The sequence below is a fragment of the Azospirillum thiophilum genome (assembly GCF_001305595.1).
Classification (GTDB): Bacteria; Pseudomonadota; Alphaproteobacteria; order Azospirillales; family Azospirillaceae; genus Azospirillum; species Azospirillum thiophilum.
The window spans coordinates 1,480,312-1,507,113 of sequence record NZ_CP012401.1; the positions used below are offsets into that span (position 1 = coordinate 1,480,312).

The 26,802-nt window shown below is 69.3% G+C and carries 24 protein-coding genes; 12 read left to right on the top strand and 12 right to left on the bottom strand.

Annotation, left to right across the window (positions count from 1 at the left end; genetic code table 11):
* The first annotated feature begins 70 nt into the window (after positions 1-70).
* From AL072_RS06850 to AL072_RS06860, 3 genes are all read left to right on the top strand, one after another.
* Complete coding sequence (locus tag AL072_RS06850) at positions 71-2,089, top strand: molybdopterin biosynthesis protein (RefSeq protein WP_045580961.1); 2,019 nt, start codon at positions 71-73, stop codon at positions 2,087-2,089.
* A 206-nt stretch (positions 2,090-2,295) separates the two neighbouring features.
* Positions 2,296-2,871: a sigma-70 family RNA polymerase sigma factor gene (locus AL072_RS06855; RefSeq protein WP_045580960.1), complete on the top strand. Its 576-nt coding sequence runs from the start codon at positions 2,296-2,298 to the stop codon at positions 2,869-2,871.
* Between the two features lie 25 nt (positions 2,872-2,896).
* On the top strand, positions 2,897-3,598 hold the full coding sequence (locus AL072_RS06860) for a ChrR family anti-sigma-E factor (RefSeq protein WP_045580959.1): 702 nt from the start codon (positions 2,897-2,899) through the stop codon (positions 3,596-3,598).
* Positions 3,599-3,667: 69 nt separating this feature from the next.
* Here AL072_RS06860 and AL072_RS06865 read toward each other — a convergent pair whose 3' ends face one another.
* The 4 genes from AL072_RS06865 to AL072_RS06880 form a co-directional block, all read right to left on the bottom strand.
* On the bottom strand, positions 3,668-4,135 hold the full coding sequence (locus AL072_RS06865; protein WP_045580958.1) for a preQ0 transporter: 468 nt from the start codon (positions 4,133-4,135) through the stop codon (positions 3,668-3,670).
* A gap of 142 nt (positions 4,136-4,277) precedes the next feature.
* Complete coding sequence (gene cimA / locus AL072_RS06870) at positions 4,278-5,879, bottom strand: citramalate synthase (protein WP_045580957.1); 1,602 nt, start codon at positions 5,877-5,879, stop codon at positions 4,278-4,280.
* 205 nt (positions 5,880-6,084) lie between these two features.
* On the bottom strand, positions 6,085-6,972 hold the full coding sequence (locus tag AL072_RS06875) for an NAD(P)-dependent oxidoreductase (RefSeq protein ID WP_045580956.1): 888 nt from the start codon (positions 6,970-6,972) through the stop codon (positions 6,085-6,087).
* Positions 6,973-7,028: 56 nt separating this feature from the next.
* Positions 7,029-7,454 carry a tellurite resistance TerB family protein gene (locus AL072_RS06880; protein ID WP_045580955.1) on the bottom strand — a complete coding sequence of 142 codons (426 nt, stop codon included), beginning with the start codon at positions 7,452-7,454 and terminating at the stop codon, positions 7,029-7,031.
* A 140-nt stretch (positions 7,455-7,594) separates the two neighbouring features.
* On the opposite strand from AL072_RS06880, the gene AL072_RS06885 reads away from it, so the two are divergent.
* A complete protein-coding gene (locus AL072_RS06885) occupies positions 7,595-8,542 on the top strand; it encodes an AEC family transporter (protein WP_045582431.1) in 948 nt (315 codons plus the stop codon).
* An 81-nt stretch (positions 8,543-8,623) separates the two neighbouring features.
* Here AL072_RS06885 and AL072_RS34865 read toward each other — a convergent pair whose 3' ends face one another.
* Positions 8,624-9,088 (bottom strand): helix-turn-helix domain-containing protein, encoded by a 465-nt coding sequence (locus tag AL072_RS34865; protein WP_158511047.1) that lies wholly within the window; start codon positions 9,086-9,088, stop codon positions 8,624-8,626.
* A gap of 968 nt (positions 9,089-10,056) precedes the next feature.
* On the opposite strand from AL072_RS34865, the gene AL072_RS06895 reads away from it, so the two are divergent.
* Positions 10,057-11,676, top strand: coding sequence for a methyl-accepting chemotaxis protein (locus tag AL072_RS06895; RefSeq protein WP_342669600.1), 1,620 nt, complete (start codon positions 10,057-10,059; stop codon positions 11,674-11,676).
* A 71-nt stretch (positions 11,677-11,747) separates the two neighbouring features.
* Here the strand turns inward: AL072_RS06895 and AL072_RS06900 are convergent, their stop codons facing one another.
* A complete protein-coding gene (locus AL072_RS06900) occupies positions 11,748-14,525 on the bottom strand; it encodes an ATP-dependent DNA helicase (protein ID WP_082108834.1) in 2,778 nt (925 codons plus the stop codon).
* A gap of 113 nt (positions 14,526-14,638) precedes the next feature.
* On the opposite strand from AL072_RS06900, the gene mtgA reads away from it, so the two are divergent.
* From mtgA to AL072_RS06915, 3 genes are all read left to right on the top strand, one after another.
* The gene (mtgA, locus tag AL072_RS06905) at positions 14,639-15,313 is read left to right on the top strand and encodes a monofunctional biosynthetic peptidoglycan transglycosylase (protein WP_052709917.1); all 675 of its coding nucleotides are present in this window, start codon (positions 14,639-14,641) and stop codon (positions 15,311-15,313) included.
* A gap of 94 nt (positions 15,314-15,407) precedes the next feature.
* On the top strand, positions 15,408-15,947 hold the full coding sequence (locus tag AL072_RS06910; protein ID WP_045580952.1) for a flagellar basal body-associated FliL family protein: 540 nt from the start codon (positions 15,408-15,410) through the stop codon (positions 15,945-15,947).
* Positions 15,948-16,227: 280 nt separating this feature from the next.
* Complete coding sequence (locus AL072_RS06915; RefSeq protein WP_045580951.1) at positions 16,228-17,622, top strand: DEAD/DEAH box helicase; 1,395 nt, start codon at positions 16,228-16,230, stop codon at positions 17,620-17,622.
* A 119-nt stretch (positions 17,623-17,741) separates the two neighbouring features.
* Here AL072_RS06915 and AL072_RS06920 read toward each other — a convergent pair whose 3' ends face one another.
* The 3 genes from AL072_RS06920 to cobS are packed head-to-tail and all read right to left on the bottom strand — an operon-like array spanning position 17,742 to position 19,898.
* On the bottom strand, positions 17,742-18,311 hold the full coding sequence (locus AL072_RS06920; protein ID WP_082108833.1) for a pyridoxamine 5'-phosphate oxidase family protein: 570 nt from the start codon (positions 18,309-18,311) through the stop codon (positions 17,742-17,744).
* A gap of 52 nt (positions 18,312-18,363) precedes the next feature.
* Positions 18,364-19,032: a histidine phosphatase family protein gene (locus tag AL072_RS06925; RefSeq protein ID WP_045580950.1), complete on the bottom strand. Its 669-nt coding sequence runs from the start codon at positions 19,030-19,032 to the stop codon at positions 18,364-18,366.
* Positions 19,029-19,898, bottom strand: a complete 870-nt coding sequence (gene cobS / locus AL072_RS06930) for an adenosylcobinamide-GDP ribazoletransferase (RefSeq protein WP_052709916.1) — start codon at positions 19,896-19,898, stop codon at positions 19,029-19,031. Before cobS ends, AL072_RS06925 begins: the two co-directional genes overlap by 4 nt.
* A 397-nt stretch (positions 19,899-20,295) precedes the next feature.
* Here cobS and def point away from each other — a divergent pair, with 397 nt between their 5' ends.
* Genes def through truA form a run of 3 tightly spaced genes read left to right on the top strand, consistent with a single transcriptional unit; the run spans position 20,296 to position 22,503 of the window.
* Complete coding sequence (gene def, locus AL072_RS06935; protein ID WP_045580949.1) at positions 20,296-20,808, top strand: peptide deformylase; 513 nt, start codon at positions 20,296-20,298, stop codon at positions 20,806-20,808.
* A 4-nt stretch (positions 20,809-20,812) separates the two neighbouring features.
* Positions 20,813-21,760: a methionyl-tRNA formyltransferase gene (fmt, locus tag AL072_RS06940; RefSeq protein WP_045580948.1), complete on the top strand. Its 948-nt coding sequence runs from the start codon at positions 20,813-20,815 to the stop codon at positions 21,758-21,760.
* A 5-nt stretch (positions 21,761-21,765) separates the two neighbouring features.
* The gene (gene truA, locus AL072_RS06945) at positions 21,766-22,503 is read left to right on the top strand and encodes a tRNA pseudouridine(38-40) synthase TruA (RefSeq protein WP_045580947.1); all 738 of its coding nucleotides are present in this window, start codon (positions 21,766-21,768) and stop codon (positions 22,501-22,503) included.
* Between the two features lie 6 nt (positions 22,504-22,509).
* Here the strand turns inward: truA and AL072_RS06950 are convergent, their stop codons facing one another.
* Positions 22,510-23,475 carry an alpha/beta hydrolase family protein gene (locus AL072_RS06950; RefSeq protein ID WP_045580946.1) on the bottom strand — a complete coding sequence of 322 codons (966 nt, stop codon included), beginning with the start codon at positions 23,473-23,475 and terminating at the stop codon, positions 22,510-22,512.
* Between the two features lie 59 nt (positions 23,476-23,534).
* A complete protein-coding gene (locus tag AL072_RS06955; protein WP_045580945.1) occupies positions 23,535-24,437 on the bottom strand; it encodes a LysR family transcriptional regulator in 903 nt (300 codons plus the stop codon).
* 84 nt (positions 24,438-24,521) lie between these two features.
* Here AL072_RS06955 and AL072_RS06960 point away from each other — a divergent pair, with 84 nt between their 5' ends.
* Positions 24,522-25,118 (top strand): isochorismatase family protein, encoded by a 597-nt coding sequence (locus tag AL072_RS06960; RefSeq protein ID WP_045580944.1) that lies wholly within the window; start codon positions 24,522-24,524, stop codon positions 25,116-25,118.
* A gap of 12 nt (positions 25,119-25,130) precedes the next feature.
* Here the strand turns inward: AL072_RS06960 and AL072_RS06965 are convergent, their stop codons facing one another.
* The gene (locus AL072_RS06965; RefSeq protein WP_045580943.1) at positions 25,131-26,789 is read right to left on the bottom strand and encodes an ABC transporter substrate-binding protein; all 1,659 of its coding nucleotides are present in this window, start codon (positions 26,787-26,789) and stop codon (positions 25,131-25,133) included.
* Between the last annotated feature and the right edge of the window lie 13 nt (positions 26,790-26,802).

The following is a 26,802-nucleotide window of genomic DNA, read 5'->3' on the forward strand; positions in this document are numbered from 1 at the left end:
GCATCGCTCCGTTCGATCCCGTTCCGCCCCGATCTTTTCCGCCCCGATCTTTTCCACAGAGGCTTTCCGCGTGCACAGTTCCGACCAGAGCCGCGAGGACATCCGCCGTTTCGTCGCCCAGGCCGCCCGCCAGGACCAGTTCCTGGAGGTGGTGAGCGGGGAGGAGGCGCGCGCCCGCTTCCACCGCCATCTCGACCTCTCCCCGCGGGGCGAGGAGAGCGTATCGCTGTCGGCCGCGCTGGGCCGCGTGCTGTCGGCCGACGTGGTGGCGGAGGTCGATGTTCCCGGCTTCGACCGTTCGGTGGTCGACGGCTTCGCGGTGCGCGCCGCCGACACGCTCGGCGCGGCGGAGGACCGGCCGGTCGCCCTGCGCCTGAACGACGAGGTGCTGGCCGCCGGCCATGCGCCCACGCTGACGGTGGAGCCCGGCACCGCCACCGTGATCGCCACCGGCGGCATGCTGCCGCGCGGTGCCGACGCCGTGGTGATGGTGGAGACGACGGAGGCGGTCGAGCGGCCCGACGGCCTGTTCGTCATGCTGACCCGCCCGGCGACGCCCGGCGCCTTCGTCGCCGCAGCCGGATCCGACATCGGGCGCGGCGAGGTGGTGCTGCGCCGCGGACAGGTGCTGACCTCGCGCGAGATCGGCGTGCTGGCCGCCGTCGGTCTGGCCGAGGTCGCGGTGGTGCGCCGGCCGCGTGTCGCCATCCTGTCCACCGGCGACGAGATCGTGGCGCCGGGCCGGCCGATCCGCCTGGGCGCCGTCTATGACAGCAACGGTGCCATCCTCGCCGCCGCGGTCGCCGAGCTGGGGGGCGAGCCGGTGCCGCTGGGCATCGCGCCGGACGAGGATGAGGCGCTCGACCGGCTGGTCGCCGAAGGGCTGCAGTGCGATGCGCTGCTGCTGTCGGGGGGCACCTCCAAGGGGGCGGGCGACCGCTCCCACCGCATCGTGGCGCGGCTGTCCGATCCCGGTATCGTCGCCCATGGCGTGGCGCTGAAGCCGGGCAAGCCGCTGTGCCTCGCCGTGACCGCCGGCAAGCCGGTGGTGATCCTGCCCGGCTTCCCGACCTCGGCGATGTTCACCTTCCACAGCTTCGTCGCGCCGGTGCTCCGCGCCATGGCCGGCCTGCCGCCCGCCGCGGTGGAGGAGGTGTCCGCCACCCTGCCGGTGCGGCTGGGGTCGGAACGCGGGCGTACCGAATATGTCATGGTTTCGCTGGTCCATGGCGCGCAGGGGGACGAGCTGGCCGCCTACCCGCTGTCCAAGGGCTCGGGATCGGTCACCGCCTTCAGCCATGCCGACGGCTTCCTCGCCATCGAGGCCCAGGCCGAGGCGCTGGAGGCCGGCACCCCCGTCTCGGTCCGGCTGCTGGGCCGGGCGCTGGCGCCCGCCGACCTGATCCTGGTGGGCAGCCAGTGCATCGGCCTGAACGCGGTGATCGGCCGCCTGATCGACGGCGGACTGACGGTCAAGGCGCTGAATGTCGGCTCGATGGGCGGGCTGGCGGCGGCGCGGCGCGGGGAGTGCGACATCGCGCCCATCCATTTGATGGACCCGGCGACCGGCAGCTACAACACCCCCTTCCTGGCACCGGGGCTGGAACTCGTCACCGGCTACCGCCGCATGCAGGGCATCGTCTTCCGCCACGGCGACCCGCGGTTCGAGGGGAGGACGGCGGAAGAGGCGGTGGCCGCCGTCGCCGGGCTGCCCGACTGCATCCTGATCAACCGCAACGCCGGCAGTGGCACCCGCATCCTGACCGACCGGCTGCTCGGCGCGGCGCGGCCGACCGGCTATTGGACGCAGGCGAAGTCGCACAACGCCGTCGCCGTGGCGGTGGCGCAGAACCGCGCCGACTGGGGGATGGCCATAGGACCGGCCGCGGACCTCTACGGCCTGGGCTTCCTGCCGCTGCGGGAGGAGCATTACGACTTCGTCATTCCCGCCGCCCGCCGCGACCGTCCGGCCGTGCGCCGCTTCATCGAGGCGCTGGAAACGCCGGAGGTGGCGGCGGCCCTGCGGGAGATGGGGTTTTCGCGTCAGGGTCCGATCGATCCGTCCTGCAAATTCGCCTGCAAGCTCTAACAAATCGTCGGTGGCAGGGTTTTTTTGTGATCCGGCAACTGTCCCGTTGCGTAGCTACGGTCAGGATACGACATAAGGGCCCGGCGGGAAGGCCGGGGGGCATGCGGGGTCGTCATGGAGTCCGCAAGGGGGCAGGGCGTCGCTGAATCCGGGGGTGGGATCATCCCCGGCTTGTGCGGCGATGGTTGTTCCCCTTGAATGGGCCTATGCAAGACCATCATCCCCCTGCGGCCGGCACGACCCCCAGTCTGGAAAGTCTCCTCGTCGCCGTCGGGCGCGGGCGGGACCGGCAGGCGTTCGGGGTTCTGTTCGACCATTTCGCGCCGCGGCTGAAGACCTATCTTCGCCGGTTGGGATGCGAGTCCGCCAGCGCGGAAGAGCTTGTTCAGGAGGTCATGCTGTTGGTCTGGCGTCGCGCCGAAACCTATGATCCGATCCACGCCTCGGCCGGCACCTGGGTGTTCACCATCGCCCGCAACAAGCGGATCGATGCGTTGCGTCGCGAACAGCGGCCGGAGATCGACCCCGACGATCCGGCCCTGGTCCCCGCACCCGAAGAGGCGGCCGATCGCCGGATCGAGGTGAAGGAAAGCAACATCCGCCTGCGCGCTGCGCTGAAGGATCTGCCGCCCGAACAGGCCGACCTGCTGCGCATGGCCTATTTCGAGGACAAGCCGCACAGCGTCATCTCCGTCGAGCATGGCATTCCGCTCGGCACCGTGAAGTCGCGCCTGCGCCTGGCGATGGAGCGCCTGCGCCGGTCGATGAGGGATGTGGAATGAGCGTTTCGGGTATGAGGTATTCCGGATGAACCGGCCCACCCACCATCCGGGCGACATGCTGCTGATCGACTATGCCGGCGGCGGCTTGTGCGAAGGGGCGGCACTGGCCGTGGCGACCCACATGGCCTTCTGTCCCGCCTGCCGCCATGCCGTGGCGGAGATGGAGGCGGTCGGCGGCGCCCTGCTCGACGAGCTTGAGCCGGCGCCGCTGTCGCCCGGCTGCCTGGAGATGATGATGGCGCGGCTTGACCATGAGCGGCCCGCGCCATGCCGTGCCGGTGCGGTCGCGTCGAAACCCGCAGCGAAGTCAGTACCGAAGTCCGATTGCCTGCGCTATCCCGAACCGCTGCGCGGCTATCTGCGCGGCCGTCTTGACCGTGACGGCAGGCTGGCGGAGGAGGGCTGGCGCTTTCTCCAGCCCGGCATGCGTTGCATCGACCTGCCGGCCGGCGCCAACGGCACGACGACCCGGCTGATCCGGATGAAGGGCGGCGTCGCCGTGCCCCGGCACACCCATGGCGACATCGAGCTGACCGTGGTGCTGGAAGGCGGCTTCTCGGATGAGTTCGGCGCCTTCCAGCCCGGCGACATCGCCGTCGGCGACCCGTCGCTGGAGCATCGCCCGGTGTCCGACCCGGAAGGCTGCCTGTGCCTGGCCACCACGATCGGCGGGCTGAAGCTCACCGGGCCGGTCGGGCGCTTCCTCAACCGCTTCATCAATTTCTGAACGGCTGCATCGTTCCATCCATCCTCTCCTTGTCGGGGAGGATGGATGGAAAAGCGGGCAGGGGCCTGTTCAGGCCGCCACAGCCATGCGCCCGTCCCGGGCGCGCATCAGCAGCCAGACCGCCGACACGCCCAGCAGCTTCGACGCGAGGCTGGCGGCCCACACGGCCGGCTCCCAGATGTCGAGCATGCCGAAGAAGATCGCGGTGTCGACCGGCACCGACAGGGCGGCGCTGATCCACAGCCGGTCGCGCAAGGGGCGGCGGGTGATGGTGAAGACCGCCCAGTCGATCATCTCCGACACCGCGAAGGCGGCGACGCTGGCGGTGGCGACGAAGGGATCGGTCAGCAGATAGGACAGCACGGTGCCGCCCAGCATGGCGGCGAGCGCCCAATGGCCGAAGCGGACCTGCACCATGTCGCGCAGGATGAAGATCAGGCCGGCCCAGCAGGACCAGACCAGATCCAGGTGCGGGAACAGGCTGAAGGCATAGTTGATGGCAAGAATGCTGCCGATATAGGCGGCGAGCCAGAGCATGGCGGTGATCCTCCGAGAGCGGACCCGCGGCAATACGGGCGCTGATGACCGGAGCAGTCCCCGCGGAAATGCGGGCGCCCCGAAGCCGCCCTTGCTAACAGATCGCCGCCGTGCCGTGAAGGTGCCGCGTGCCCCCCCTCGCTCACACCGGCTTCGCGTCGCTCTTCAGCAGGGCGTAGGTGTAGCTGTCCACCAGCGCTTCCATCGACGCCTCGATGATGTTGGTGGAGACGCCCAGCGTCGACCATTCGGTGCCGTCGGTGCGGGCGCTGCGGATCAGCACGCGGGGCATGGCGCCGGTGCCTTCCTTGGCGGCAAGGATGCGGACGCGGTAGTCGGACAGGCTGACCTTGGCGAGTGCGGGATAGACCGGCTCCAGCGCCTTGCGCATGGCGACGTCCAGCGCGTGGACCGGACCGTTGCCGTCCGCCACCTCCAGCCGTACGGCGTCGCCGACCCGCACCCTCACCACCGCCTCGGATTCGACCACCAGCTTGCCGACCGCGTTGTATCGGCGCTCGTCGGTGACGTGGAAGCGCAGCAGCTCGAAGAAGCGCGGCACCTCGCCCAGCTCGCGCCGCACCAGCAGCTCGAAGCTGGCCTCCGCGGTGTCGTAGGCATAGCCGTCGCTGTCGCGCTGCTTCACCAGGTCGAGCAGGCCGGCCAGCCTTTCGTCCTTCGCCTCCACCGCCATGCCGATGTCGCGCAGCCGGACGATCAGGTTGGAGCGGCCGGCCTGATCCGACATGACGATCTGCCGGCGGTTGCCGACGGCGTCCGGGGCGACATGCTCGTAGGAGGAGGGATCCTTCTCCACCGCCGAGACATGCAGCCCGCCCTTGTGGGCGAAGGCGCTGGCGCCGACATAAGGCGCGTGGCGGTTGGGGGCGCGGTTCAGCCGGTCATCGAAGGCGCGGCTCAGCTGGGTCAGGAGATGCAGATCCTCGCGCCGGATGCCGGTCTCGAAGCCGAGCTTCAGCATCAGCGTCGGGATCAGCGACACCAGATTGGCGTTGCCGCAGCGCTCGCCCAGCCCGTTGATCGTGCCCTGGACCATGCGCACCCCGGCCAGCACCGCTGCCAGCGAGTTGGCGACCGCATTCTCGGTGTCGTTGTGGCAATGGATGCCGAGCCGGTCGCCGGGGATGCCGTGCGTCTCCACCACCTCGCGGACGATGGCGTCGATCTCGTGCGGCAGGGTGCCGCCGTTGGTGTCGCACAGCACGATCCAGCGGGCACCGGCCTCGGCCGCCGCCTTGATGCAGGAGACGGCATAGGCCGGGTTGCGCTTGTAGCCATCGAAGAAATGCTCCGCGTCGAACAGCGCCTCGCCCTTGGCGGCGTGCAGCGCGGCGATGCTGTCGCGGATCAGGTCGAGATTCTCCTCGCGCGGGATGTTCAGCGCGACGTCGACATGGAAATCCCAGGTCTTGCCGACCATGCAGACAGCCTTGGCGCAGGATTGCACCAGCGCCGTCAACTGCGGGTCGTTGGCGGCGCTGCGGCCGGGGCGGCGCGTCATGCCGAAGGCGGTGAAGGTGGCGCGGGTCAGCTCCGGCGCCTCGGCGAAGAACTGGTCGTCGGTCGGGTTGGCGCCCGGCCAGCCGCCCTCGACATAGTCGATGCCGAGCCGGTCGAGGTCCTTAGCAATCGCGATCTTGTCGGCGACCGAGAAATCCACGTCCTGGGTCTGCGCCCCGTCGCGGAGCGTGGTGTCGTAGAGATAGATGCGTTCGCCCGTCATCGTCGCCTGACCTGCCGCCTGACCTGAATGAACCGGGGCCTTCCGCCCCGTGGAAAGCGGGGAGAATGGACGATGCGGCGTCTCTGCTCAACCACTTTGACAAGAAACTTGCGAAAAGCGGGCAATTGCCGCAATGGAGGGAATGCCCGGCGAAAGACGGGATGCACCTGCCCCCGTCTTTCGTTGCCGGTTCAAGCCTGCGGACTCAGCGTGCGAACAGCCGGTACAGCGCCGAATGGTCGAGCGCGCCGTCGCCCTGGTCGACCAGCATCTCGAACAGCTCCAGCGACAGGCCGAGCGTCGGCAGCTCGATGCCCGACTGCTGGGCCAGCTCCTCCGCCTGACGCAGATCCTTGACCTGGGTGGTCACCCGGCCGCCCGGCGTGAAGTCGCCGCTGACCATGCGGCCGCCATGCAGGTCGAGGATGCGGGATTCGGCGAAGCCGCCGCGGATGGCGTCGCGCACCCGGGCCGGGTCGGCCCCGGCCGCCCTGGCCAGCGCCAGCGCCTCCGCCACCGCGCCGATGGTCAGGGCGACGATGACCTGGTTGGCCGATTTGGCGATCTGGCCGGCGCCGCTGGCCCCGACATGGGTGATGCGGCGGCCCATCGCCTGCAGCGGCGGCAGCGCGCGGGCGAAGGCGGCGTCGGTTCCGCCGGCCATGATGGTCAGGGTCGCCGCCTCCGCCGCCACCGTCCCGCCGGACACCGGGGCGTCGAGCCACTCCGCCCCGGCGGCGGCGGCCCGTTCGGCCAGCGCGCGGCTGGCGGCGACGGCGGTGGTGCCCATGTCGATCACCAGATGGCCGGGGCGCAGGACCGGCAGCAGGGCGTCGGCCACCGTCTCCACCGCCACCGTGTCGGTCAGCATCAGGACGATGGTCCCGGCCTGTCCGGCGACGGCGGCCGGGCCGGTGGCGGCGATCATGCCGTCGGCCGCCAGTTCGGCGACCGGGCCGGGGCTGCGGCTGGTCACCACCAGCTCGGCGCCGGCGCGGGCAAGGGCGCGCGCCATCGGCTTGCCCATCAGGCCGAGCCCGATGAAGCCGACGCGTTGGCCGGTCAGGTCGGGGCGGGCGATCTCTTCGCTCATGTCGGGGACTTTCAGATCAAAAGCGCAAGGGGCAGATCAAAAGCGCAAGCGGCAGGTCAAAGGCGCATGTGGCGGGCGCGGGCGCCGCGTTCGATGGCGGCGGCGCACAGCCGGTCGATGCCCAGCCGGTGGCGGATCAGCTCCAGCATGCGCAGTTCCTCCTGCGAGGCCTTGGGGTCGGCGGCGGCGATGTCGCAGGCCACCGCATAGGCGGTCTCGCGCAGCTTGGACGGCAGCGCCTGGTCGACGATGGTCAGCACCGTGTCCAGCCCGTCGCTGTCCGACAGCATGGCGGTGCATTCGCGGGTGGCGGCCATCACCTGATCGGCGCTGTAATCCTTGAAGATCGGCAGGTAACGCACATTCTCGCCGATGGCTTCCAGCTCGGCGTCGGTCATGTCGCCGTCGCAGGCGGACACCAGGACCATGACGTAGATGAGCGCGCTGTGGTGGTCGATCATGGGGTCGGTCGGCTTTCTCATGGAGCGGTCTCCCCTGGGGAGCGGTCGCGTGTTCGTCGGGCAATCTCGACTGCCGTTCCGGCAGCGTCAAGGGTGCCATGCCGGAAGCGGAGGGGTCGGCGGCTCGACGCGACGGTTGGGCTTGCCTATTGTCGCGCACCATGAACGTCGTGCTCAATGTCGCATTTCCCGTATTCGCCATCATCCTGGCCGGATTCCTGGCCGGGAAGTCGAAGCTGCTGGGCGCCGCCTCGTCGGAGGCGCTCAACAAGTTCGTCTATTGGATGGCGTTGCCGCCGGTGCTGTTCCTCGGCACCGCCCGGCGGTCGATCCCGGAGATCTTCAACGGCCCCTTCATCGGCGCCTTCCTGGGGTCGATGCTGCTGGTCTATGCGCTGGGCGCGGTCATCGGCCGGCTGCTGCACCGCGAGCGGACGCAGATCCAGTGCATGCAGGGGCTGAACTCGGCCTTCTCCAACACCGGCTACATGGGCATCCCGCTGTTCCTGGCCGCCTTCGGCCCGGACCATCTGGCCCCCACCATCCTGGCGACCGTGATCATGAGCGCCATCATGGTCGGCATCGCCGTGATCTGGATGGAGTTCGCCAACAGCCACGGCCATGGCCTGGGCAAGGCATTGAAGGATGTCGGCCGGGCGCTGGCGAAGAACCCGCTGATCCTGTCGACCGCCGCCGGCCTCGCCTGGTCGGCGCTGCTGCCGGGCGTGGCGGTGCCGAAGCCGATCGCCACCTTCTGCGAGTTGATGGGCTCCCCCGCCGGGCCCTGCGCGCTGTTCGCCATCGGCCTGTTCCTGGCATCGCAGCGGCTGACCGCCGGGCTGGCGGAGGCGGGGTGGATCAGCGCGTTGAAGCTGCTGGTGCATCCGGCGCTGGCCTGGGTGCTGACCCAGACCCTGTTCCCGATGGACCCCTTCTGGACCGGCAGCGCCGTGATCCTGGCGGCGCTGCCGACCGGGGCGCTGACCTTCGTGGTGGCGACCCAGTACCAGACCTATGTCGAGCGCACCTCGTCCGCCATCCTGGTGTCGACGGTGCTGAGCGTCGTCACACTGTCGGCGCTGCTGGCGGTCTATGCGCCGGGGGGCTGAGAGCCGGCGCAGCGCGCGCGGCCGGACGCTGTGGGGCATAGCCCTCGCCACATTATGAGCCGCATTGAAAAACGTGCATGCTCAACCGTCCAAAGCGCTGGTTTGGCATGCGAACCATATCAGTTGCCGCGCTGCGGCGGGATTCAGTTCGGGGCGGCCGGTTCCAGCCTCCTCCACCGCCAGCCGGCACAAGGCCACCACCAGCTTTCCCTTCAGCTGCGCCTTGAAATGGGCTTCCTTTCCGCTTGCAATCAACCATTGCTCGACGAATTCGACCGCTTCGCAGATCAGGCGGTCATCGATCGCCGGGACACTCGCCCGCGCTCTTTCCTCTGTGACCATCACGTCGCCGCGCCCGGTCAGCAACCAATTGATGTCGAAACCCAGTTCGGCAAGAACGGCCAAGGTCTCTCCTTTGGGCGGCTTCCCGTACAGCTCATATGTCTGCCAAGTGTTCTCCCCCAGATTGAAGCGCCTCGACATCGATTTTTGCGTCTCTTTCAGATGGATTCTTATCAGCTTCAACCTTTCCGAAAGCCGGTTCATCGCAGCACTCCTGCTTTATCAGTGAGCTGACAAAGCATTCCGGCAAACCGGGAACTTGCCGCAGAACCGTTGCCGCAGTGCGTCCGCCGTCCGGCTGCAACACATTTTTTCGATTTGACAGCACATAATTTTACGTACAGTATCTCGATCGTGCCGGAGAGAGAGATGCAATAGACTCATAAAGGAATATTGCTTTTTCGGCGCTGGATTGAGCATGTCATGGTACCTGTGGCAGAAGGCCTCGGCATGTGTGGACGCGGGCGGAGATTTCTCCGCAGGACCGCGGCACTATTGCCGTGGTCATTATATCATTTTCTTCGAACTGTCTTTAGCCAATGACAGGGTAGGGATATGCCAGGTTAGCTTGGCAGCATGGCTGGTAATGCGGTCGAAGGCGTTGCCCGCCTCAGCGTCGTTGAAAATATCTTTGAGTCGGGTCGGCAATGCCCATTCGGTGAAGCGCGATCCTGCTCATCAAGCGACACTGCCCTGACGAGGAAGTCCATTCACGCGAGCCAATGGAACGCTGTTCCATTGCTCCTGACACTCGTCCCGTCGCCAAACTCGCCTTGCGATCACCGTGCGAGAAAATCATTCAATCAAGGCTTGGTGCAAGAGATTCATATATCCGAAAAGCGTGCATTCAATTCGTTATTTGGCCGCTACGTCACGGACGCCGAATCATTTCTTTTTTGTCATGATCATGCGTGTCTTTGTTTCATTTCTGATCTCTCCGTCACTTATTGTTGCTTGTGGCCCGTCCGCGCAACCAAAACAGACATATATATGCTAAACACGTTTTAGTGTGTATATCTACACCCATAAGATATATAGCAATCCTGCAGGTCATGCCGGCCATGGGCCGCCCAGCCACCCGAGATGCAGGAGGGTTCGCGATGAATGCAGTTAAAAACATGTCAATAAAAATGAAAATCTTGTGCCTTGTGGGCACGATTCTCGTTCTGATCATGGGGTTGGGCGGCTTTTCGCTGAAGCAGGTGTCCCTTCTCAACGACCGTGCGCAGGATATCCGTGAGAACTGGTTGCCGTCCGTTTCCGCGCTTGGAGAGATGAGATCGCTCGTCATGGCCTATCGGGCCCGCGAGGCCAGCCATATTCTGAGCACGACCCAGGCCGATAAGCAAAATGACGACCGCCGGCTATCCGATACGCTGAAAAAGCTGACAGAGGCGCAATCGAATTATGAAAAGCTCATCACTCCCGGCCGGGAAACGGCGCTGTATGGCGAGTTTTCCAACCACCTGAAGGATTATTTGAAGCTCAGCAATGAGAGACTGCTCGATCTCTCCCGCAAGAACCAGGCGGATACGGTGCGTCTCCTGTATCAGACCGACTCGCGCGAGGGTGCGGCCAGAATGGAGGCGGCCCTGGTGCAGCTTACCACCTACAACATGACACAGGCGCAGGCGGCCGGCGAGCAAGGCGAAGCGGTCTACCGGACGGCGTTCGGCGGGGTGATCGCCGCCATCGTGGTCGCGCTCGTGATCGGCATCCTGGGCGGGCTTCTCGCCGTGAAGTCGATTTCCCAACCGATCATCGGCCTTACCGGCGTCATGCTGCGGCTGTCCCGCCGGGATTACAATGTGGCCGTGACCGGTGACGAGCGAGGGGACGAGATCGGCGAGATGGCCCGCACCGTCCAGGTCTTCAAGGAGGGCCTGATCGAGGCCGATCGCCTTGCTGCCGTCCAGGCGGCCGAGCAGGAGGTGAAGCTGCGCCGGGCCGAGACGATCGACGGTCTCATCCGCGGGTTCGAGGCCCAGGCGGCCGATGCCTTGCGGACCGTCGCGGCGGCGGCCACCGAACTGGACAGCACCGCCCAGACCCTGTCGCGGACGGCCATGGAAACCCGGGAACAGGCGACCACGGCATCGGCGGCGGCGGAACAGACCAACGCCAATGTGCAGACCGTCGCCAGCGCGGCGGAGGAGATGTCGACCTCCATCCGCGAGATCGGCACTCTGGTGACGCGCTCGACCGGGATCGCCGGGCAGGCGGTGGCCGAAGCCGGCCGGACCAACACGACGGTTCGCGGTCTTGCCGATGCCGCCCAGCGGATCGGCGCCGTGGTGCAGCTCATCACCAACATCGCCGGACAGACCAACCTTCTGGCCCTGAACGCCACCATCGAGGCGGCCCGCGCCGGAGAGGCCGGCAAGGGCTTCGCTGTCGTCGCCAGCGAGGTGAAGAGCCTGGCCAACCAGACGGCCAAGGCCACCGACGAGATCGCCGCCCAGATCGCCGAGATCCAGGAAGCCACCGGGGGCGCGGTGAAGGCCATCGAGGGAATCAGCGGCACCATCTCCTCGATCAACGACATCTCGACCTCGATCGCCGCCGCCATCGAGGAGCAGGGGGCCGCGACCGCCGAGATCTCGCGGAACGTCCAGCAGGCCGCTGTCGGCACCCGGCAGGTGTCGTCCACCGTATCCGGCGTCACCCTCGCCACCGGCGAGACCGGTGCCGCGGCCAACCAGGTTCTCGGCGCAGCCGGCAGCCTGGCGGAACAGGCCGAAAGCATGCGGCGCGACGTCGAGCATTTCCTCAGCGCCATCAAGGCGGCGTAAAAGGAACGGCGTAAGGCGTCCTCCCGGGATTGAGACGGTAGCGGCCCGGGTTCACGGACGGGCCGCCGCCCTCACCATCCCCGCAGGAACTCCGCTGTTTCCTCGACCGCCTGTTTCAGCCCGACGCGCCGCATCTCCACGCCCTCGGGGAAGGCGCCGGCCAGCCGGCTCGGCATCATCGGGTCGAGCAGGACGAAGACGCCGGTGTCGTCGGCGCGGCGGACCAGCCGGCCGAAGGCCTGCTTCAGGCGCAGCCGGGTGATCATGTCCTCGTAGCGGCGGCGTCCGAAGGCGTCGCGCCGCGCCCGGTGCAGGATGTCGGGGCGCGGCCAGGGCACACGGTCGAACACGATCAGGCGCAAGCTCCGGCCCGGCACATCCACCCCGTCGCGCACCGCGTCGGTGCCGAGCAGGCAGGCATGCTCGTCGCCGCGGAAGATGTCGATCAGCGTCGACACGTCGAGCGGGTCGACATGCTGGGCGTAGAGCGGGATGCCCATGCCGTCGAGCGGCTCGGCGATGCGGTCGCGCACCGCGCGCAGCCGGCTGATCGCGGTGAACAGCCCGAGCCCGCCGCCCCCCGCCGCCAGGAACAGCGACTTGTAGGCCGCCGCCACCTGGCCTAGATCGTCCTTGCGCACGTCGTTGACCACGAAGACGCGGGTGCGGTTCGGGTAGTCGAAGGGGGAGGGCACCTGCGCCCGGATCGCCGGGGCCGGCAGGTGGCTGGCGCCGCAGCGGTCCTCCGCCGCGCGCCAGTCCTGGCCGACATCGCCGGTGCCGTCGGTCAGCGTCGCGCTGGTCACCACCATGCCGTGCGCCGGCCCGGCCAGCGCCTCGGCGAAGGGAACGGTCGGGTCGACCCAGTGGCGGTACAGCCCGACATCGACGTCGCGCCCGTCGATCCGCTCCACCGCGAACCAGTCGACGAACTGCGAGGGCGTCTCGGTCGGCAGGGTGCGCAGCATGGCGCGCCACGCCTCCACCGTCAGGGTGCCGCGGCGGTGCAGGCTGCGCGACAGCGCGTCGATGCGGCGGCGCTGGTCGGAATCGAGTTCGGCCGATTCGTCTTCCAGCCGCTGGGCCAGCCGGCGGGACAGCGCCTCCACCGGCTCCGACAGGCGGACCAGCGCCTGTTCCAGCTCCGCCGCCGCATCCAGCAACCCGTCGACCGGATAGGCCTTGTCTGCCTCCAGGCTGTAGGGGCCGCCCTGGCCGGCGGTGCGGGCGTAGACCTGCCGGCGCGCCAGCAGCAGGAAGCGCTCGGTCGGCCCCTGCGGGTTGTCGGCGGCCAGCCGCGCCGACCAGCCGTCGGCCGGCAGCACGCGGGCGCCGATCAGGATGTCGTCGAGATGGCGCAAGGCCTCCTCGTCGCCGGCGACGATGTCCTCCAGCCGGCGCTTCAGGCCGCGGGCGCGGCTGCGCCCGGTCTCCTCCGCCCCCAGCAGCCAGCGCCGCAGCTCCTGCGTCTCGCGGCAGGTCAGGTGGCCGGCGAAGGCGCTGTCGGCGGCGTCGAAGACATGGTGGCCCTCGTCGAACACGTAGCGGCTGGGCAGCGTCGGTTCCTCGCCGCCGCCGAGCGCCGCCTGCACCATCACCAGCGCGTGGTTGGCGATGACGATGTCGGCGCGGCGCGCGCGCCTCACGCTTTTCTCTATATAGCAGCGGGCGTAATGGTCGCAGGCGGAGTAGATGCATTCGCCGCGGCGGTCGGCCAGCCCCAGCGTCGGCCCGCGCCCGGCGATGTCGACCAGCCAGCCGGGAAAGTCGCCGCCGGTCATGTCGCCGTCGCGCGTCGCCGCCGCCCAGCGCGCCATCAGCCCGACGCCCACCGCGTTGTGCGGCTGGAAGGGCATGGCGCGCACCGCCTCCTCCAGGTTCAGCAGGCACAGGTAGTTCTCGCGGCCCTTGCGCAGCACCACCTTGCGGGTCTTGGTCGCCGGATCGGGATAGAGCCGGTCCAGCTCGGCGTCGATCTGGTGCTGGAGGTTGCGGGTGTAGGTGGAGATCCACACCGTCCCGCCATTCTTCTCCGCCCACACCGTGGCCGGCGCCAGATAACCCAGCGTCTTGCCGACGCCGGTCCCCGCCTCCGCCAGCACGACGTTCGGGGTGTCGGGCAACTGGCGCGGGGCGAAGGCGGCGGACACCGCGCTGGAATAGTCGGCCTGCTGTGGCCGCGGCTCCGCCATCTTGCCCGGCACGCTGGCCGACAGCATGACGGCGAGCCGGCGGCGCGCCTCGTCGGGATCGACCGGATTCTGGGCGGGCGGCGGCGGCGGCGCGCCCTCCTCCCACTCCTTGATGCGGGTCCAGACGCGCAGGCCCGAGCGGGCGGCGCCCTTCTCCGGCCCGTCGGGCTTGCCGAGCGCGGCCAGCACCGCCGGACCCCACAGCCAGCCGGCCCGCCCCATCTCCCAGGCGAAGGCGACGGGGTCGGACGCCTCCTCCCGCCCGCCGGGGGTGGCGGGCGCGCCGAGATCGCCCAGCAGCCGGCGCACCGCGCGTTGCAGGGCCAGCGCCTCGGCCTCGTGCCCGTCGGGGATGGGCAGGTCGAGCGCCTCTGCCATGCCGCGCGGGGTGGGGACGCAGAAGCGGGCGGGATGGACGAAGGCGAACAGCTCCAGCACGTCGAAGGCGGCGAAGCCGTCGATTCCCAGCCGGCGGGCGAAGGCGCGGGCATGGCAGACCAGCGCCGGCCGGCGGCGCACCTGCGACGCGGCGGCGGCCAGCGACAGCTCCTCGACCTCGCCGTCCAGCGTCAGCGACACGACGCGGCGCGCGCCGGCCACCATGGCGGGCGCGTCGTCGAGGCGGTGGATCGGCGTGGGATCGGCGGTCATGTCCATCGCCGGCACTATATGGCGGCCGGCCGCCGCAAAGCGAGTGCCGCTTGTTGACGTGCCGCCGCTTCACCCCCATTGAGGGGTGTCGCGCGGGGAACAGGCGGGGACGGGACTTGATGCGGAAACTGCTGCGCTGGGCGCTGATCGGGGCGGCTGGGCTGGTGGCCGCCAGCATCCTGTGGGCGGCGCTCTACCGGATCGTGCCGCCGCCGGCCACGCCGCTGATGCTGATCCGCGCGCTGGGCGGCTCTGGACTGACGAGCGACTGGGAGCCGCTGGAGCGCATCTCCCCCGCCCTGGCCGAGGCGGTGATCGCGTCGGAGGACACCGGATTCTGCGGCCATGGCGGCTTCGACTGGGCCGCCATCGAGGGCGCCTTCGAGGAGAACGAGGCGGGCCGGCGCCTGCGCGGCGGCAGCACCATCAGCCAGCAGACAGCCAAGAACGCCTTCCTCTGGCCCGACCGCAGCTGGACCCGCAAGGGGGCGGAGGCCTGGTTCACCCTGCTGATCGAAACGCTGTGGACCAAGCGCCGCATCCTGGAGGTCTATCTGAACATCGTCGAATGGGACGACGGCGTCTATGGCGCCGAGGCGGCGGCGCGGCACCATTTCAACAAATCCGCGGCCTCCCTGACGAGACGCGAGGCGGCGCTGCTGGCGGTGGTGCTGCCCAGCCCGCGCAACTGGTCGCCGTCGCGCCCCGGCGCCTATGTCGCCCGCCGCGCCGGGGTGATCGAACGCCGCATGGCGGTGGTGCGGCGCGACGGGCTGGACGATTGCGTGCGGTAGACTGGTGCGCGGGCGCCGTCTGCCTCCACCTTATCTTAACCGCCGAAGCGCCATACTCCGACATGCCCGCGCGCCGCCCGGAGGAGACCGCTCGATGGCCACGGACCGCTCCCTGCACGGCCGGCCCTATCCGACCCCGCCGCCCGGCACCTATGGGGCCGGCCCGCTGGTGGACGAACCGGCGCCGCATCCTGCCGCCGATTCGAAAGCCGCCCATCCGACCCGTATCGTGGTCATCGTTCTGCTGGCGCTGATGACCCTGGCCGGGCTTGCCTATGGCGGCCTCGCCGCGCTCGACGGCATCCTGGAACAGCGGCGGATCGAGGCGCGGATGGGACCGAAAGTCCGTCTGGCGACGCTGCCGGCGCTGGAGGTCCCGCTGGGCGGCCAGCGCGCGGTGGAGATGCAGGCGTCGCTGGTGCTGGCGCCGGGGGTCGAGGCCGACCGCGTCCTGCGCTACCAGGACCGCATCGCCGACCGGCTGTTCCAGACCGTCAGCCAGACGGGGACGGAAAAGCTGACCGGGGAAGGCTCCGCCGATTTCCTGAAGGCGCGCATCAAGGAGGCGGTCAACCGCGAAGCCGGGACCGGGCTGATCCGCGACATCTACATCGAACGCATGGTCGTCAAGTGATCCACGCGGGGCTCGGTCCGCGATGGGTCTTGTCTTGTGCGGCGCGATAGCATATCTAGGGCGTCTTGATCGCTGGAGGCTCGCGCGTCTCTTGAGCGAGACGCGCTGTGATTGCGCAACGGTGGACGCCCTCGAGTGTTAGGGGGGCGCGTTGGCCGCTGCATCGGATAGACGCCTCTCCCTCTATCGACCTCCTCCCGGCGAGTCCGCCGGTATGTCCCACGCCCGCCATCGGGGCGCGCGGGGCCGTGCCGTCCTGCTTTGAGAAGGTTTTTACGCCTTGACGTTTTCCGAACTCGGTCTGCACCCGCTCGTCCTGAAGGCCCTCGAGGCGTTCGAATACACCACCCCGACCCCGGTCCAGCTCGCCGCCATTCCGCCGGCGCTCCAGGGCCGCGACATCCTCGCCACCGCCGAGACCGGCACCGGCAAGACCGCGGCCTTCATGCTGCCGGCCCTGACCCGCACCGCCGAGATGCCGCTGAACGGCGCCGCCACGCCCCGCGTGCTGGTGCTTGCCCCGACGCGCGAACTGGCCAAGCAGGTCACCGACGCCGCCCGCAAATACGCGAAGTTCATGAAGCTGAACATCGTGGACGTGGTCGGCGGCATGCCCTACCGCGAGCAGCTGCGTCTGCTGTCGCGTCCGGTCGATGTGCTGGTCGCCACCCCCGGCCGTCTGCTGGACCATGTCTCCCGCCGCCGCATCGCGCTGGATGATGTCGAGGTGCTGATTCTCGACGAGGCCGACCGCATGCTGGACATGGGCTTCCTCGACGATGTCGAGACCATCGCCAAATGCTGCCCGCCGACGCGCCAGACCATGCTGTTCACCGCCACGCTGGACCGCCGCATGGCGCAGCTGGCCGGCAACCTGCTGCGCAACCCGGAGCGCGTCGCCGTCGAGAGCCAGGCGACCGCGATCAACGTGGAACAGCGTCTGCACCATGCCGACGACCTCGACCACAAGCGCCGCCTGCTGATGCACTTCGCCGGCCAGGAAGAAGTCGGCAAGGCCATCATCTTCGCCGCCACCAAGCGTGACGCCGACACGCTGGCCGAGGAACTGAGCGCCGCCGGCCATTCCGCCGCCGCCCTGCATGGCGACATGGACCAGACCAAGCGCAACCGCACGCTCCAGCGCCTGCGCTCGGGCCAGGTCCGCCTGCTGGTGGCGACCGACGTCGCCGCGCGCGGCATCGACGTGCGCGACATCACCCACGTCATCAACTTCGACCTGCCGCGTTCGGCGGAGGACTATGTCCACCGCATTGGCCGCACCGGCCGGGCCGGCGCCTCGGGCATCGCCATTTCCTTCGCCGCCCGTGCCGACCGCGAGACGCTGGTCCGGATCGAGCGCTACACGAAGGCGACGCTGGCGATCCACGTCGTGCCCGGCCTGGAGCCGACGCGTCCCTTCACCAGTGGCGGCGGCAGCGGCCGTCCGGCCGGCCGCAACGGCCGTTCCGGCGGCTATGGCGCTGGTGCCGGCGCCAACGGCAGCGGCAAGCCCTGGCACCGCAATGGCGAGGCCAAGGCCCCGGGCGGCCCGCGCGGCCCGCGTCCGGACTATGCCCGCAACGACAACCATCGTGGCGACGCCCGTCCGGACCATGCCCGCCGCGATGCCCACGGCAGCGGCAAGCCGGCCCAGGCCCGCGCCAAGAGCTGGTAAGGAGAGGCGGGCAACCGCCGACTCCGGCCCTGTGATAAGGAAACGCCCTCCCCCGCCGGCCTTGCGGCCGGCGGGGGAGGGCGTTTCCGTTCAAGCCGCTCTGTTCAGCGGGCTTGTCCTTACTGGAAGGCGATCTTCGCATGGTCGCCGGGATCGGGCGACTCGCCGGTCAGCTTCGCCTTCACATAGCCATAGGCGTAGACCATGGCGCTCGACGGGCTGTCCCAATATTCGGCCTGATCGACCGACACCTTCAGCAGGGCGACCTCGGGATCGTCCGGGCCGTTGGGGAACCAGGTCGACATGATGTCCCGCCACAGGAAGCGGATCTTGTCGCGGTCGCGCACCACCTCGGCGATGCCGGAGACCGACACGTAATCCTGCTTGTCCGGGGCGGCGTAGGCGAGGTTGACGCGCCAGTGGCGGTCGATCTCCGACACTTTTCCGGAATCGGCGCGGGTGAAGAACCACAGGGTGCCGTCCTCGAACCCGGCATGCGACAGGGTCGCCATCGGGCGGGAGTTCAGACGGCCGTTGTCGTCCAGCGTCGTCATCATCGCGACGTGGACCCCCTTGATCAGGCTCCAGAGTTTTTCGACGTCGTCCCGGCTGTGGCCGTGGGGTGTCTGGGAGCCGGTGGGGGAGCCGGTGGTAGAACCGGTGGTGTCGGCGGTTGTGCTGCGGACCATGGTCTGCCTCTCGCTCGGTAACCCAAGTGAGATTGGAGAACGCCGGCCGGGGTCAAAAGGTTCCGTGCCTCGCATTCACTCCCCCGACCGACCAGGAGCCGGCCCCGGTTTCCACATCGTCGCCTGCGCCGGCGCCATAGTGATCGAGCCGGGTCAGCGACCACGGATCGATCCGCAGCCGCAGCGCCGCTTCCGGCGTCAGATCCAGCGCCGTGGCCAGCGCGCCGCGGATGGTGCCGGCATGGATGACCGCGACCACGTCGCGTCCCGCATGCAGCGCGGTCAGCCGCCGCAGCGCGTCCGCCGTCCGCTCCATCACCGTGGCGAAGCTCTCGCCGCCCGGCGGGGCGTGGCGGGCCGGGTTGCGCCAGAAGCGGGCGGCGGCCTCCGCATCGCGCGTCGCGGCGGTGTCGTGGCTGATGCCCTCCCAGTCGCCGAAATCCTGCTCGGTCAGCGCCGGTTCCACCACCGCGGTGCCGGCCAGGCGCGGCGCCCGCTGCCACAGCGCCTGTGCGGTCTGCCGGCTGCGGCGGAGCGGGCTGGTCAGCCACAGCGCATCGGCGGGCAGGGAGGCCGCCAGCGCCGCCGCTGCGGCGCGGTCGGCGGTGTCGGCCTCGCGGTCGCTCGCCCCGCAGATGACGTTGCCGGGATTGTGGACCGGCGCATGGCGGATCAGCCACCAGCGGGTGACGGTCAGGGGGGTGACGCTCAGCGCGGTCATCGGGCGCCTCCGGCCAGGGCGGCGAGCGTCAGCAGGACCGCCGCCTCGGCCAATTGCTGGGCGGCGCCGAACACGTCGCCGGTCTGCCCGCCGATCTGCCGCCGGGCCAGGGCCGCCATCGCCCAGACTGCCGTCAGGGATGCCAGGAAAACCGCGGCCAGGGGAAGCGCGACCGCATCCGCGCCCAGCCGGGCGATCCCCCACAGCGCCGCCCCCGCCACCGCGAGGCCGAGGATGAGCGCCAGCAGGACCGTCGAGGCTGCCGGCCGTCCCTGGGCCGCCCCCAGCCCGTCGCGCCGCGCCGGCGGCAGTGCCAGTGCCAGCGCCGTCAGCGCGCAGCGCGACAGCGCTCCGGCCGCCACCAGCGCCGCGACCGCCACCGGCACCGGCAGCGCCGCCAGGGCCGCGGCGCGGATCGCCACCGAAAAGACCAGGGCCAGCACGCCATAGCTGCCGACCCGGCTGTCGCGCATGATCTCCAGCTTGCGGGCTGTGTCGCGCCCGCCGCCGAAGCCGTCGGCGACGTCTGCCGCCCCGTCCTCGTGCAGCCCGCCGGTCAGCCGCACCGTCGCCGCCAGCGCCAGCAGCGCCCCGGCCAGCGGCGGCAGGTTCAGCGCGGCGGCCAGCGCGAGGGCGGCGCCGCCGGCCAGCCCGACCAGCGCACCGACCAGCGGGAACCACCCCATCGCCCGTGCCGCGGCACCCTCGGCCAGGGGGCCGTTCAGGGAGCCGCTCAGGGGGGCGATGGCAGGAAGCGGCAGGCGCGTCAGGAACACCAGGGCAAGGGCTGCGTCCTGGGTCCAGCGGGGCTTGGCCGGCGACTGGGGCGGTGGCGGCGGGGCGGTGTCGGGCATGGCATCGGGCATGATTGGGCATCGACCTACGCCCAAGCGGCGCCCGGCGCAACCCTGCTTGGCGAGGTGCCGCCGCTCCGGCGGATAAGAGGATTTTCCGCCTGTCCTTATCGTTGCCGGACATCCGTGGCAGGATGGGGGCGGAATGGGACGTTCATTCGCCGCCTGGGAGGATTCGCATGCATTTCCATCCCATCAGGCCGTTTCCGCCGGTCCGGCACCAGGGCGACGCCAGGGTGTCCCGCTGCCCGGCCCGGCGGATGGAACATGGAACAGGCATGGATTCCTGTTTCATCCGGTTTCAAATGTTCCATTCGCCGTTCGCCGGGGCGGCCGATTCCTTGACCAAAACACTTGGTCCACCTAATTTGTCCGTTTGAACTGTCCCTCTCAGCATCGTCGAGCACCCATGGCCCGTCTTCCGATCCTCGTCGCCCCGCATCCGGTCCTGAAGCGCAAGGCGCAACCCGTCGCCGAAGTGGATGCGCGCGTCGCCAAGCTGATGGACGACATGGTGGAGACCATGTACGACGCCAACGGCATCGGTCTGGCCGCCCCGCAGGTCGGGGTGCTCGACCGCGTCATCGTGGTCGACGTCCACGAGAAGGGCGAGCCGCCCAACCCGATCCGCCTCGCCAATCCGGAGATCGTCTGGTCGTCGGACGAGAAGGCGGTGTGCGAGGAGGGCTGCCTGTCGGTGCCCGAGCAATATGCCGAGGTGACGCGTCCGGAACGAATCCGCGTCCGCTATCTCGACGAACGCAACCAGCCGCAGGAGCTGGAGGCCGACGGCATGCTCGCCACCTGCCTGCAGCACGAGATCGACCATCTGAACGGCGTGCTGTTCGTCGACTATCTGTCGACGCTGAAGCGCGGCATCCTGCTGAAGAAGGTGCAGAAGCTCCAGAAGGCGACGGCCTGACCCGATGACCCCGCTCAGTCTCGTCTTCATGGGCACGCCGGATTTCGCCGTGCCCAGCCTTGCCGCGCTGATCGATGCGGGGCATCGGGTCGTCTGCGTCTACAGCCAGCCGCCGCGCCCGGCCGGCCGCGGCCAGCAGGTGCAGAAATCCCCCGTCCACCGCTTCGCCGAGGAGCATGGCATCCCCGTGCGCACGCCCAAGAGCCTGCGCAATGCGGAGGCCCAGGCGGAGTTCGCCGGCCTCGACGCCGATGCCGCGGTTGTCGCCGCCTATGGCCTGATCCTGCCGCAGCCGGTCCTCGACGCCCCAAGGCTGGGCTGCGTCAACGTACATGGCTCGCTGCTGCCGCGCTGGCGCGGGGCGGCGCCGATCCAGCGCTCCATCCTGGCCGGCGATGCCGAGACCGGGATCACCATCATGCAGATGGACATCGGGCTCGACACCGGCGCCATGCTGTCCCGCGAGGCGGTCGCCATCACCCCCGCCACCACCGCCAGCAGCCTGCATGACGACCTGGCGGCGCTGGGCGCCCGCATGATCGTCCCGGCGCTGGAGGGGCTGGCATCCGGCACGCTCAAGGCCGTGCCGCAGCCGGAAGAGGGCGTCACCTACGCCGCCAAGCTGACGCGCGAGGATGGCCGGCTCGACTGGAGCCAGTCCGCCGCTTACGTCGAGCGGCAGGTCCGCGCCCTGACCCCCTGGCCCGGCTGCTGGTTCGATGCTGCGAATGGCGAGCGCATCAAGGTGCTGGCGGCAGAGCCGGCGCCGGACATGGCCGGTTCCGCCGGCACGCTGCTGGATGACCGGCTCACGGTGGCCTGCGCCGACGGGGCGGTGCGGCTGACCAGGGTGCAGCGGCCGGGCAAAGCGCCGGTGGACGGCGCCGCCTTCCTGCGCGGCTTCGCTCTTGGCCTTGGGCAGCCGGTCTCCGCCGAAGCCGTCGCGGACTGACCGCCGTGCAGCGCTGGAAACTGACCGTCGAGTATGACGGTCGTCCCTTCGTCGGCTGGCAGCGGCAGGACAACGGCCCCTCGGTGCAGCAGAGCCTGGAGGAGGCGGTGCAGCGCCTGTCGGGCGAGACCGTGCGCGTCCACGGCTCGGGCCGGACGGATGCCGGCGTGCATGCGCTGGGGCAGGTCTGCCATTTCGACCTGGAGAAGCCCTTCACCGGGCTGAAGCTGCGCGATGCCCTGAACTTCCATCTGAAGCCGGCCCCCATCGCGGTGCTTGAGGTGGAGGCGGTGGCGGACGACTTCCACGCCCGGCTGACCTCGACCGGCCGCGCCTATGTCTACCGCATCGTCAACCGCCGGGCGCCGCTGGCGCTCGAGTCCGGCCGGGCCTGGCACGTCACCCGTCCGCTCGATGCCGGGGCGATGCACGCGGCGGCGCAGGTCCTGGTCGGCCAGCATGATTTCTCCAGCTTCCGCGCCTCGCTGTGCCAGGCCAAATCGCCGGTGAAGACGCTCGACCGGCTCGACGTCGAGCGGCAGGGCGAGGAAATCCGTGTCCATGCCGCCGCGCGCTCCTTCCTGCATCATCAGGTCCGCAACATGGTGGGCACGCTGGAACTGGTCGGCGCCGGCAAATGGAGCCCCAACGACGTCCGCCGCGCGCTGGATGCCCGCGACCGTGCCAAGGCCGGGCCGACCTGTCCGCCGGACGGGCTGTATTTCGTGGCGGCGCGCTACTGAACCGGATCAGTTGCTGATCCGCTCCGGCTGCCCGGGCATGGATTGGAGCTTTTCCAGAAGCCTCTCCGTGTCAATGCCTTGGGCGCAGAGGCCGGTGGCGGTTTCGCCGAAATCCACCAGACCGTGGAAGCGGGGCGGCCGGGCGCGTTCGAGCGGGACCAGCCAAGCCTTGTGCCCGCGTGCCGCCAGGCCGTCGAAGTAAAGGCGCTGGGTCCGGAACAGCACGTTCGTTTCCCGCGGGTCGCCGATGACGAAGATGCGGCGGGCCGGGTCCCTGGGAATCCGGTCGAGCGAGCGGTAGGGATCGAACCATGTCTCGGGCTTGGCCAGCCGGGCCTTGGCGTCGTGCGCCTTGAGATACGCCTCATAAGCCGACGCTCCCGACGAGATGACGGCGCATTGCAGGTCGGTGCGGCGGGCCAGGAATTCGGCCGTCAGCGTGCCCCCCGCACTGTGCCCGCCAAGCGACCATTGCCCGATGCCGTAGCGCGTCTTGAGCAGATCGAGATGGGCGTTCATCAGCGCCGCCTCGCGTGGGGTATGGCGCATGGTCCAGAACTTGCCGGAACTGCCGTAGGCCCCCGGACGGGCCAGGAAGATGAAGGGCACGCCGAAGCGCTCCGACAGCATCCGTTCCTGCTCGATCATCCCGGCGACGCCCAGCCCCTCCTGATGCCCGATCTGCCGCGGCTTGGAGCCCATGATGTCGCCATGCATCCAGGCCGCGACGATCGGATTGGAGCCCGGCTTCAGGCCGGCTGCGTAATAGCGCAGGCATTCGCCGTGGCCGTCCACCTCCACCCAGCTGGCGGTTTCCCGCGCCTCCAGGTCGGCGCATTGCCTGCGCGTGATGGTTTTCCCGGCGGCAACCACCGCGTTGGAGAAGGATTCGTCATTGGGGCGGGATTGCGCGTGGACGGGGAGCGCTGCCGCGACGGCGATGCCGGCCAGACACAGGGAGCGGAGCGACATGGGGGACAAGCCCTTTGCGGTGACGGCTGGCGGAGGGTGGTGGAGACGGCAAGGCATCGTCAACAGCCTTCCAGCCGGGCGTGCTCGGCGCTGAAGACGGCCACCAGATGCCCGATCACCGCCCGCACCCGCGGCACGTCGCGGCGGTCGCGGTGGACCAGCAGCCACGCCTCGCGGGTCAGCGGCGGGCCGGGCAGGGGACGGCGCTCCAGCCCCGGCACGCCGTCCGCCAGAAGGCAGGGCAGGAAGGCGATGCCGAAGCCGGCCACCGCCGCCGCCAGCTGCCCCTGCACGCTGTTGGACCGGAAGGCCACCCGCCGGCCGCCGCCATGGCGGTCGAGCCACAGCGCTTCCGGCAGTTCCGCCATCGACTCGTCGTAGGCGATCAGGGCGTCGGGCGCATCCGGTGCGGCGTAGAGCCCATAGCCCAGCGTCGCCAGCCGCCGGCCGACCAGATCGCCGCGCTGCGGCCGGGCCAGCCGGATCGCCAGATCGGCTTCCCGCCGGGCGAGGCTGAGGGTGCGGTTGTCGGCGATCACCTCCAGATCCAGCCCCGGATGGGCGGCACGCAGCGGTCCCAGCCGCGGAATGACGAAGCGGTCGGCCAGCGCCTGGGTCATGGTCAGCCGCACCGTGCCGGTCAGGCCGGCGCCGCCCCCCTCGCCACCCCCCTCGCCGCTGCCCTCGCGGCGGCGGATCGCCTGCGCCCGCTCGTCCATCGCCTCGGCCAGCGCACGGACGCTCTCGCCTTCCCCGGTCAGGACATAGCCGTCGGGCCGCCGCTCCACCAGCGTCTGGCCCAGCGCCTCTTCCAGCGCTGCCAGCCGCCTGCCGACCGTGGCATGGCTCAGCCGCAGGCTGCGCGCCGCCGCCGACAGGCTGCCGGTGCGGGCCAGCTCCAGGAAGACGCGCAGATCGTCCCAGTCGAGCGGGGCGGGGCCTGTGAAATTCCGAACAGTCATGGTGCGAGGATAGCGGATGGCAGTCCGCCGATGAACCGGGCAGCATCGCCGCCATCGACCTGTGCCGACCGGAGTGCCCGACCGATGACATCCAAGACCCTGCGCCAGATCGTCGGCGCCCCCAGCCATCCCAGTCCGCTCGACAAGGCGGTGCTGGTGCTGATCGATCTTCAGCGCGAATACACGGACGGAGCCCTGCGCCTGTCCGGCGTCGATGCGGCGGTGGAGCAGGCCGCCGCCCTGCTGGAGCTTGCCCGCGCCAACGGCGTGCCGGTGATCCACATCGTCCATCACACCGCGCCGGGCGCCCCGCTGTTCGACCCGGCCGGGCCGCTGGCGGAGATCGTCCCGGCGGTCACCCCGCGCGAAGGCGAGCCGGTGATCGTCAAGCGCCTCGCCAACGCCTTCGCCGGCACCGGCCTGGAGGCGGTCGCCCGTGGCACCGGGCGCGGCGAGATGATCATCGCCGGCTTCATGACCCACAATTGCGTCAGCAGCACCGCGCGCTCGGCCGTCGACCATGGCTGGCGGGTGACGGTCGTGGCAGCGGCCACCGCCACCCGCGACCTGCCGGACGGCCGCGGCGGCGTGGTGTCCGCGACCGACATCCAGCGGGGCGTGCTGACCGGCCTGTCCGACAGCCTCGCGGTGGTGGTGGAGGATGCGCGGGTTTGGCGGTGAGCCGCATCCTCCTTACTTCTTCTCGGCCTTCCAGTAATAGTTGGTGTCGAAGCTCGGGCCCCAGACGAGGCCGCTGACGCTCTTGCGCTCGGCGACCATCTCGGTCTGCTGGAACATGATGACGAAGGGCGATTCGGCCAGGACCGTCCGCTGCAACTCCTGGTACAGGGCGGCGCGCTTGGCGCTGTCGCGCTCCTCCACGGCGGCGGCGGTCTTCTTCGTCAGCTCCGGGATGTCCCAGGCGTTGCGCCATGCCAGCGGCTTGGACTTGGCGTTGTCGCTGTTGTCGGGGTTGGAGGCGAAGGTGTCGGCGTTGGAGTTCGGATCCTGGTAGTCGGCACCCCATTGCTGGATCATCAGCTCGTGGTTGCGGGCGCGGTACTTGGTCAGCACCTGCTTTCCGTCGCCGGGGATGATCTCGATCTTAACGCCGGCCTTGGCGGCACTGGCCTGGATCGCCTGGGCCATGTCCTGGGTCGGGTTGGTGTTGCGCACGTCCATGCTGACGGTGAAGCCGTCGGGGTAGCCGGCCTTGGCCAGGAGCTCCTTCGCCTTGGCGGGATCGTACTTGTAGGGATTGTCGTTCACCGCGCCCAGGAAACCCTTGGGCAGGAAGGCCTGATGGACGGCGCCGATGCCGTTCATGATCGTGCCGGCCATGGCGTCGTAATCGACCAGATACTTGAACGCCTCGCGCACCTCGGGCTTGGCCAGGGTGGCGTTCTTCTGGTTCAGGCTGAGATACCACAGGGTGCCCTTCGGTGCCTGGACCAGCCGGATGGCGTCGCTCGACTTCAGCGGCTCGAACTGCTCCGGCTTCAGGTTGCGGGCGACGTCGACGTCACCCTTCTCCAGCAACAGCCGCTGGGTCGCCGGCTCGGCGATGTGGCGGATCAGCACGCGCTTCATCTTCGGTGCGCCGCGCCAGTATTTCGGGTTGGCGTCGAAGGCCAGCAACTCGCTCGCCTTCCATTGCCGCAGCATGAAGGGGCCGGAGCCGGCGGAGTTGGTCTTCAGCCAGCCCGCACCGAAATCGCCGCCCTTCTCCTTGCCCTTCACCAGCTTGGCATCGACGACCGACGCAACGTCGGCGGTCAGGCAGTACAGCACGAAGGTCGGGGCATAGGTCTTGTCGGTGGTGAAGACCAGCGTGCGCGGATCGGTCGCCCGGACCATCCGGTCGACATTGTCCGGGGTCAGGCCGAACTGGGTCAGGATGAAGGCCGGCCCCTTGTTCATCTTCACTGCGCGGGAGAAGGACCAGGCGACATCCTCGGCAGTCAGCGGGTTGCCGGAATGGAAGGCGATGCCGTCGCGGATCTTGAACGTGAAGGTCCTGCCATCGGGCGACACGGTCCAGCTTTCGGCGATCTCGCCCTCGATCCTGCTGACGTCGTTGACGTCGAAATGGATCAGCCGGTCATAGACCTGGGCGCTGTATTCCGCCCCCGACAGCTCGAAGATCTCGGCCGGGTCGAGGCTGACGATGTCGTCGAACTGCCACGCCATCACCAGCGCGTCCTTCGGCGTATCGGCCGATGCCGGGACGGCGGCGAAGCCGGCGAAAGCCAGGGCGGCGGCTCCGAAGATCGCCCGTCCGATCGCCGCCTGTCCGATCGCCGTCCGCCCCATTGCCGTCCGCCCGGTCAGGCCGCGCTTGAAGGTGGTCATCCGTGAAATCTCC

Excerpts from the sequence above, each read along its gene's own strand:
- AL072_RS06885 (WP_045582431.1), top strand. The coding sequence starts at position 7,595 with ATGAACGTCGTGCTCAATGTCGCATTTCCCGTATTCGCCATCATCCTG.
- AL072_RS34865 (WP_158511047.1), bottom strand. The coding sequence starts at position 9,088 with ATGAACCGGCTTTCGGAAAGGTTGAAGCTGATAAGAATCCATCTGAAA.
- AL072_RS06860 (WP_045580959.1), top strand. The coding sequence starts at position 2,897 with ATGAACCGGCCCACCCACCATCCGGGCGACATGCTGCTGATCGACTAT.
- AL072_RS06950 (WP_045580946.1), bottom strand. The coding sequence starts at position 23,475 with ATGTCGCTCCGCTCCCTGTGTCTGGCCGGCATCGCCGTCGCGGCAGCG.
- AL072_RS06855 (WP_045580960.1), top strand. The coding sequence starts at position 2,296 with ATGCAAGACCATCATCCCCCTGCGGCCGGCACGACCCCCAGTCTGGAA.
- AL072_RS06900 (WP_082108834.1), bottom strand. The coding sequence starts at position 14,525 with ATGGACATGACCGCCGATCCCACGCCGATCCACCGCCTCGACGACGCG.
- AL072_RS06880 (WP_045580955.1), bottom strand. The coding sequence starts at position 7,454 with ATGAGAAAGCCGACCGACCCCATGATCGACCACCACAGCGCGCTCATC.
- AL072_RS06910 (WP_045580952.1), top strand. The coding sequence starts at position 15,408 with ATGGCCACGGACCGCTCCCTGCACGGCCGGCCCTATCCGACCCCGCCG.
- AL072_RS06895 (WP_342669600.1), top strand. The coding sequence starts at position 10,057 with ATGGGGTTGGGCGGCTTTTCGCTGAAGCAGGTGTCCCTTCTCAACGAC.
- AL072_RS06960 (WP_045580944.1), top strand. The coding sequence starts at position 24,522 with ATGACATCCAAGACCCTGCGCCAGATCGTCGGCGCCCCCAGCCATCCC.
- AL072_RS06955 (WP_045580945.1), bottom strand. The coding sequence starts at position 24,437 with ATGACTGTTCGGAATTTCACAGGCCCCGCCCCGCTCGACTGGGACGAT.
- def (WP_045580949.1), top strand. The coding sequence starts at position 20,296 with ATGGCCCGTCTTCCGATCCTCGTCGCCCCGCATCCGGTCCTGAAGCGC.
- cobS (WP_052709916.1), bottom strand. The coding sequence starts at position 19,898 with ATGCCCGATGCCATGCCCGACACCGCCCCGCCGCCACCGCCCCAGTCG.
- AL072_RS06865 (WP_045580958.1), bottom strand. The coding sequence starts at position 4,135 with ATGCTCTGGCTCGCCGCCTATATCGGCAGCATTCTTGCCATCAACTAT.
- fmt (WP_045580948.1), top strand. The coding sequence starts at position 20,813 with ATGACCCCGCTCAGTCTCGTCTTCATGGGCACGCCGGATTTCGCCGTG.
- AL072_RS06965 (WP_045580943.1), bottom strand. The coding sequence starts at position 26,789 with ATGACCACCTTCAAGCGCGGCCTGACCGGGCGGACGGCAATGGGGCGG.
- AL072_RS06875 (WP_045580956.1), bottom strand. The coding sequence starts at position 6,972 with ATGAGCGAAGAGATCGCCCGCCCCGACCTGACCGGCCAACGCGTCGGC.
- mtgA (WP_052709917.1), top strand. The coding sequence starts at position 14,639 with ATGCGGAAACTGCTGCGCTGGGCGCTGATCGGGGCGGCTGGGCTGGTG.
- cimA (WP_045580957.1), bottom strand. The coding sequence starts at position 5,879 with ATGACGGGCGAACGCATCTATCTCTACGACACCACGCTCCGCGACGGG.
- AL072_RS06920 (WP_082108833.1), bottom strand. The coding sequence starts at position 18,311 with ATGGTCCGCAGCACAACCGCCGACACCACCGGTTCTACCACCGGCTCC.
- AL072_RS06925 (WP_045580950.1), bottom strand. The coding sequence starts at position 19,032 with ATGACCGCGCTGAGCGTCACCCCCCTGACCGTCACCCGCTGGTGGCTG.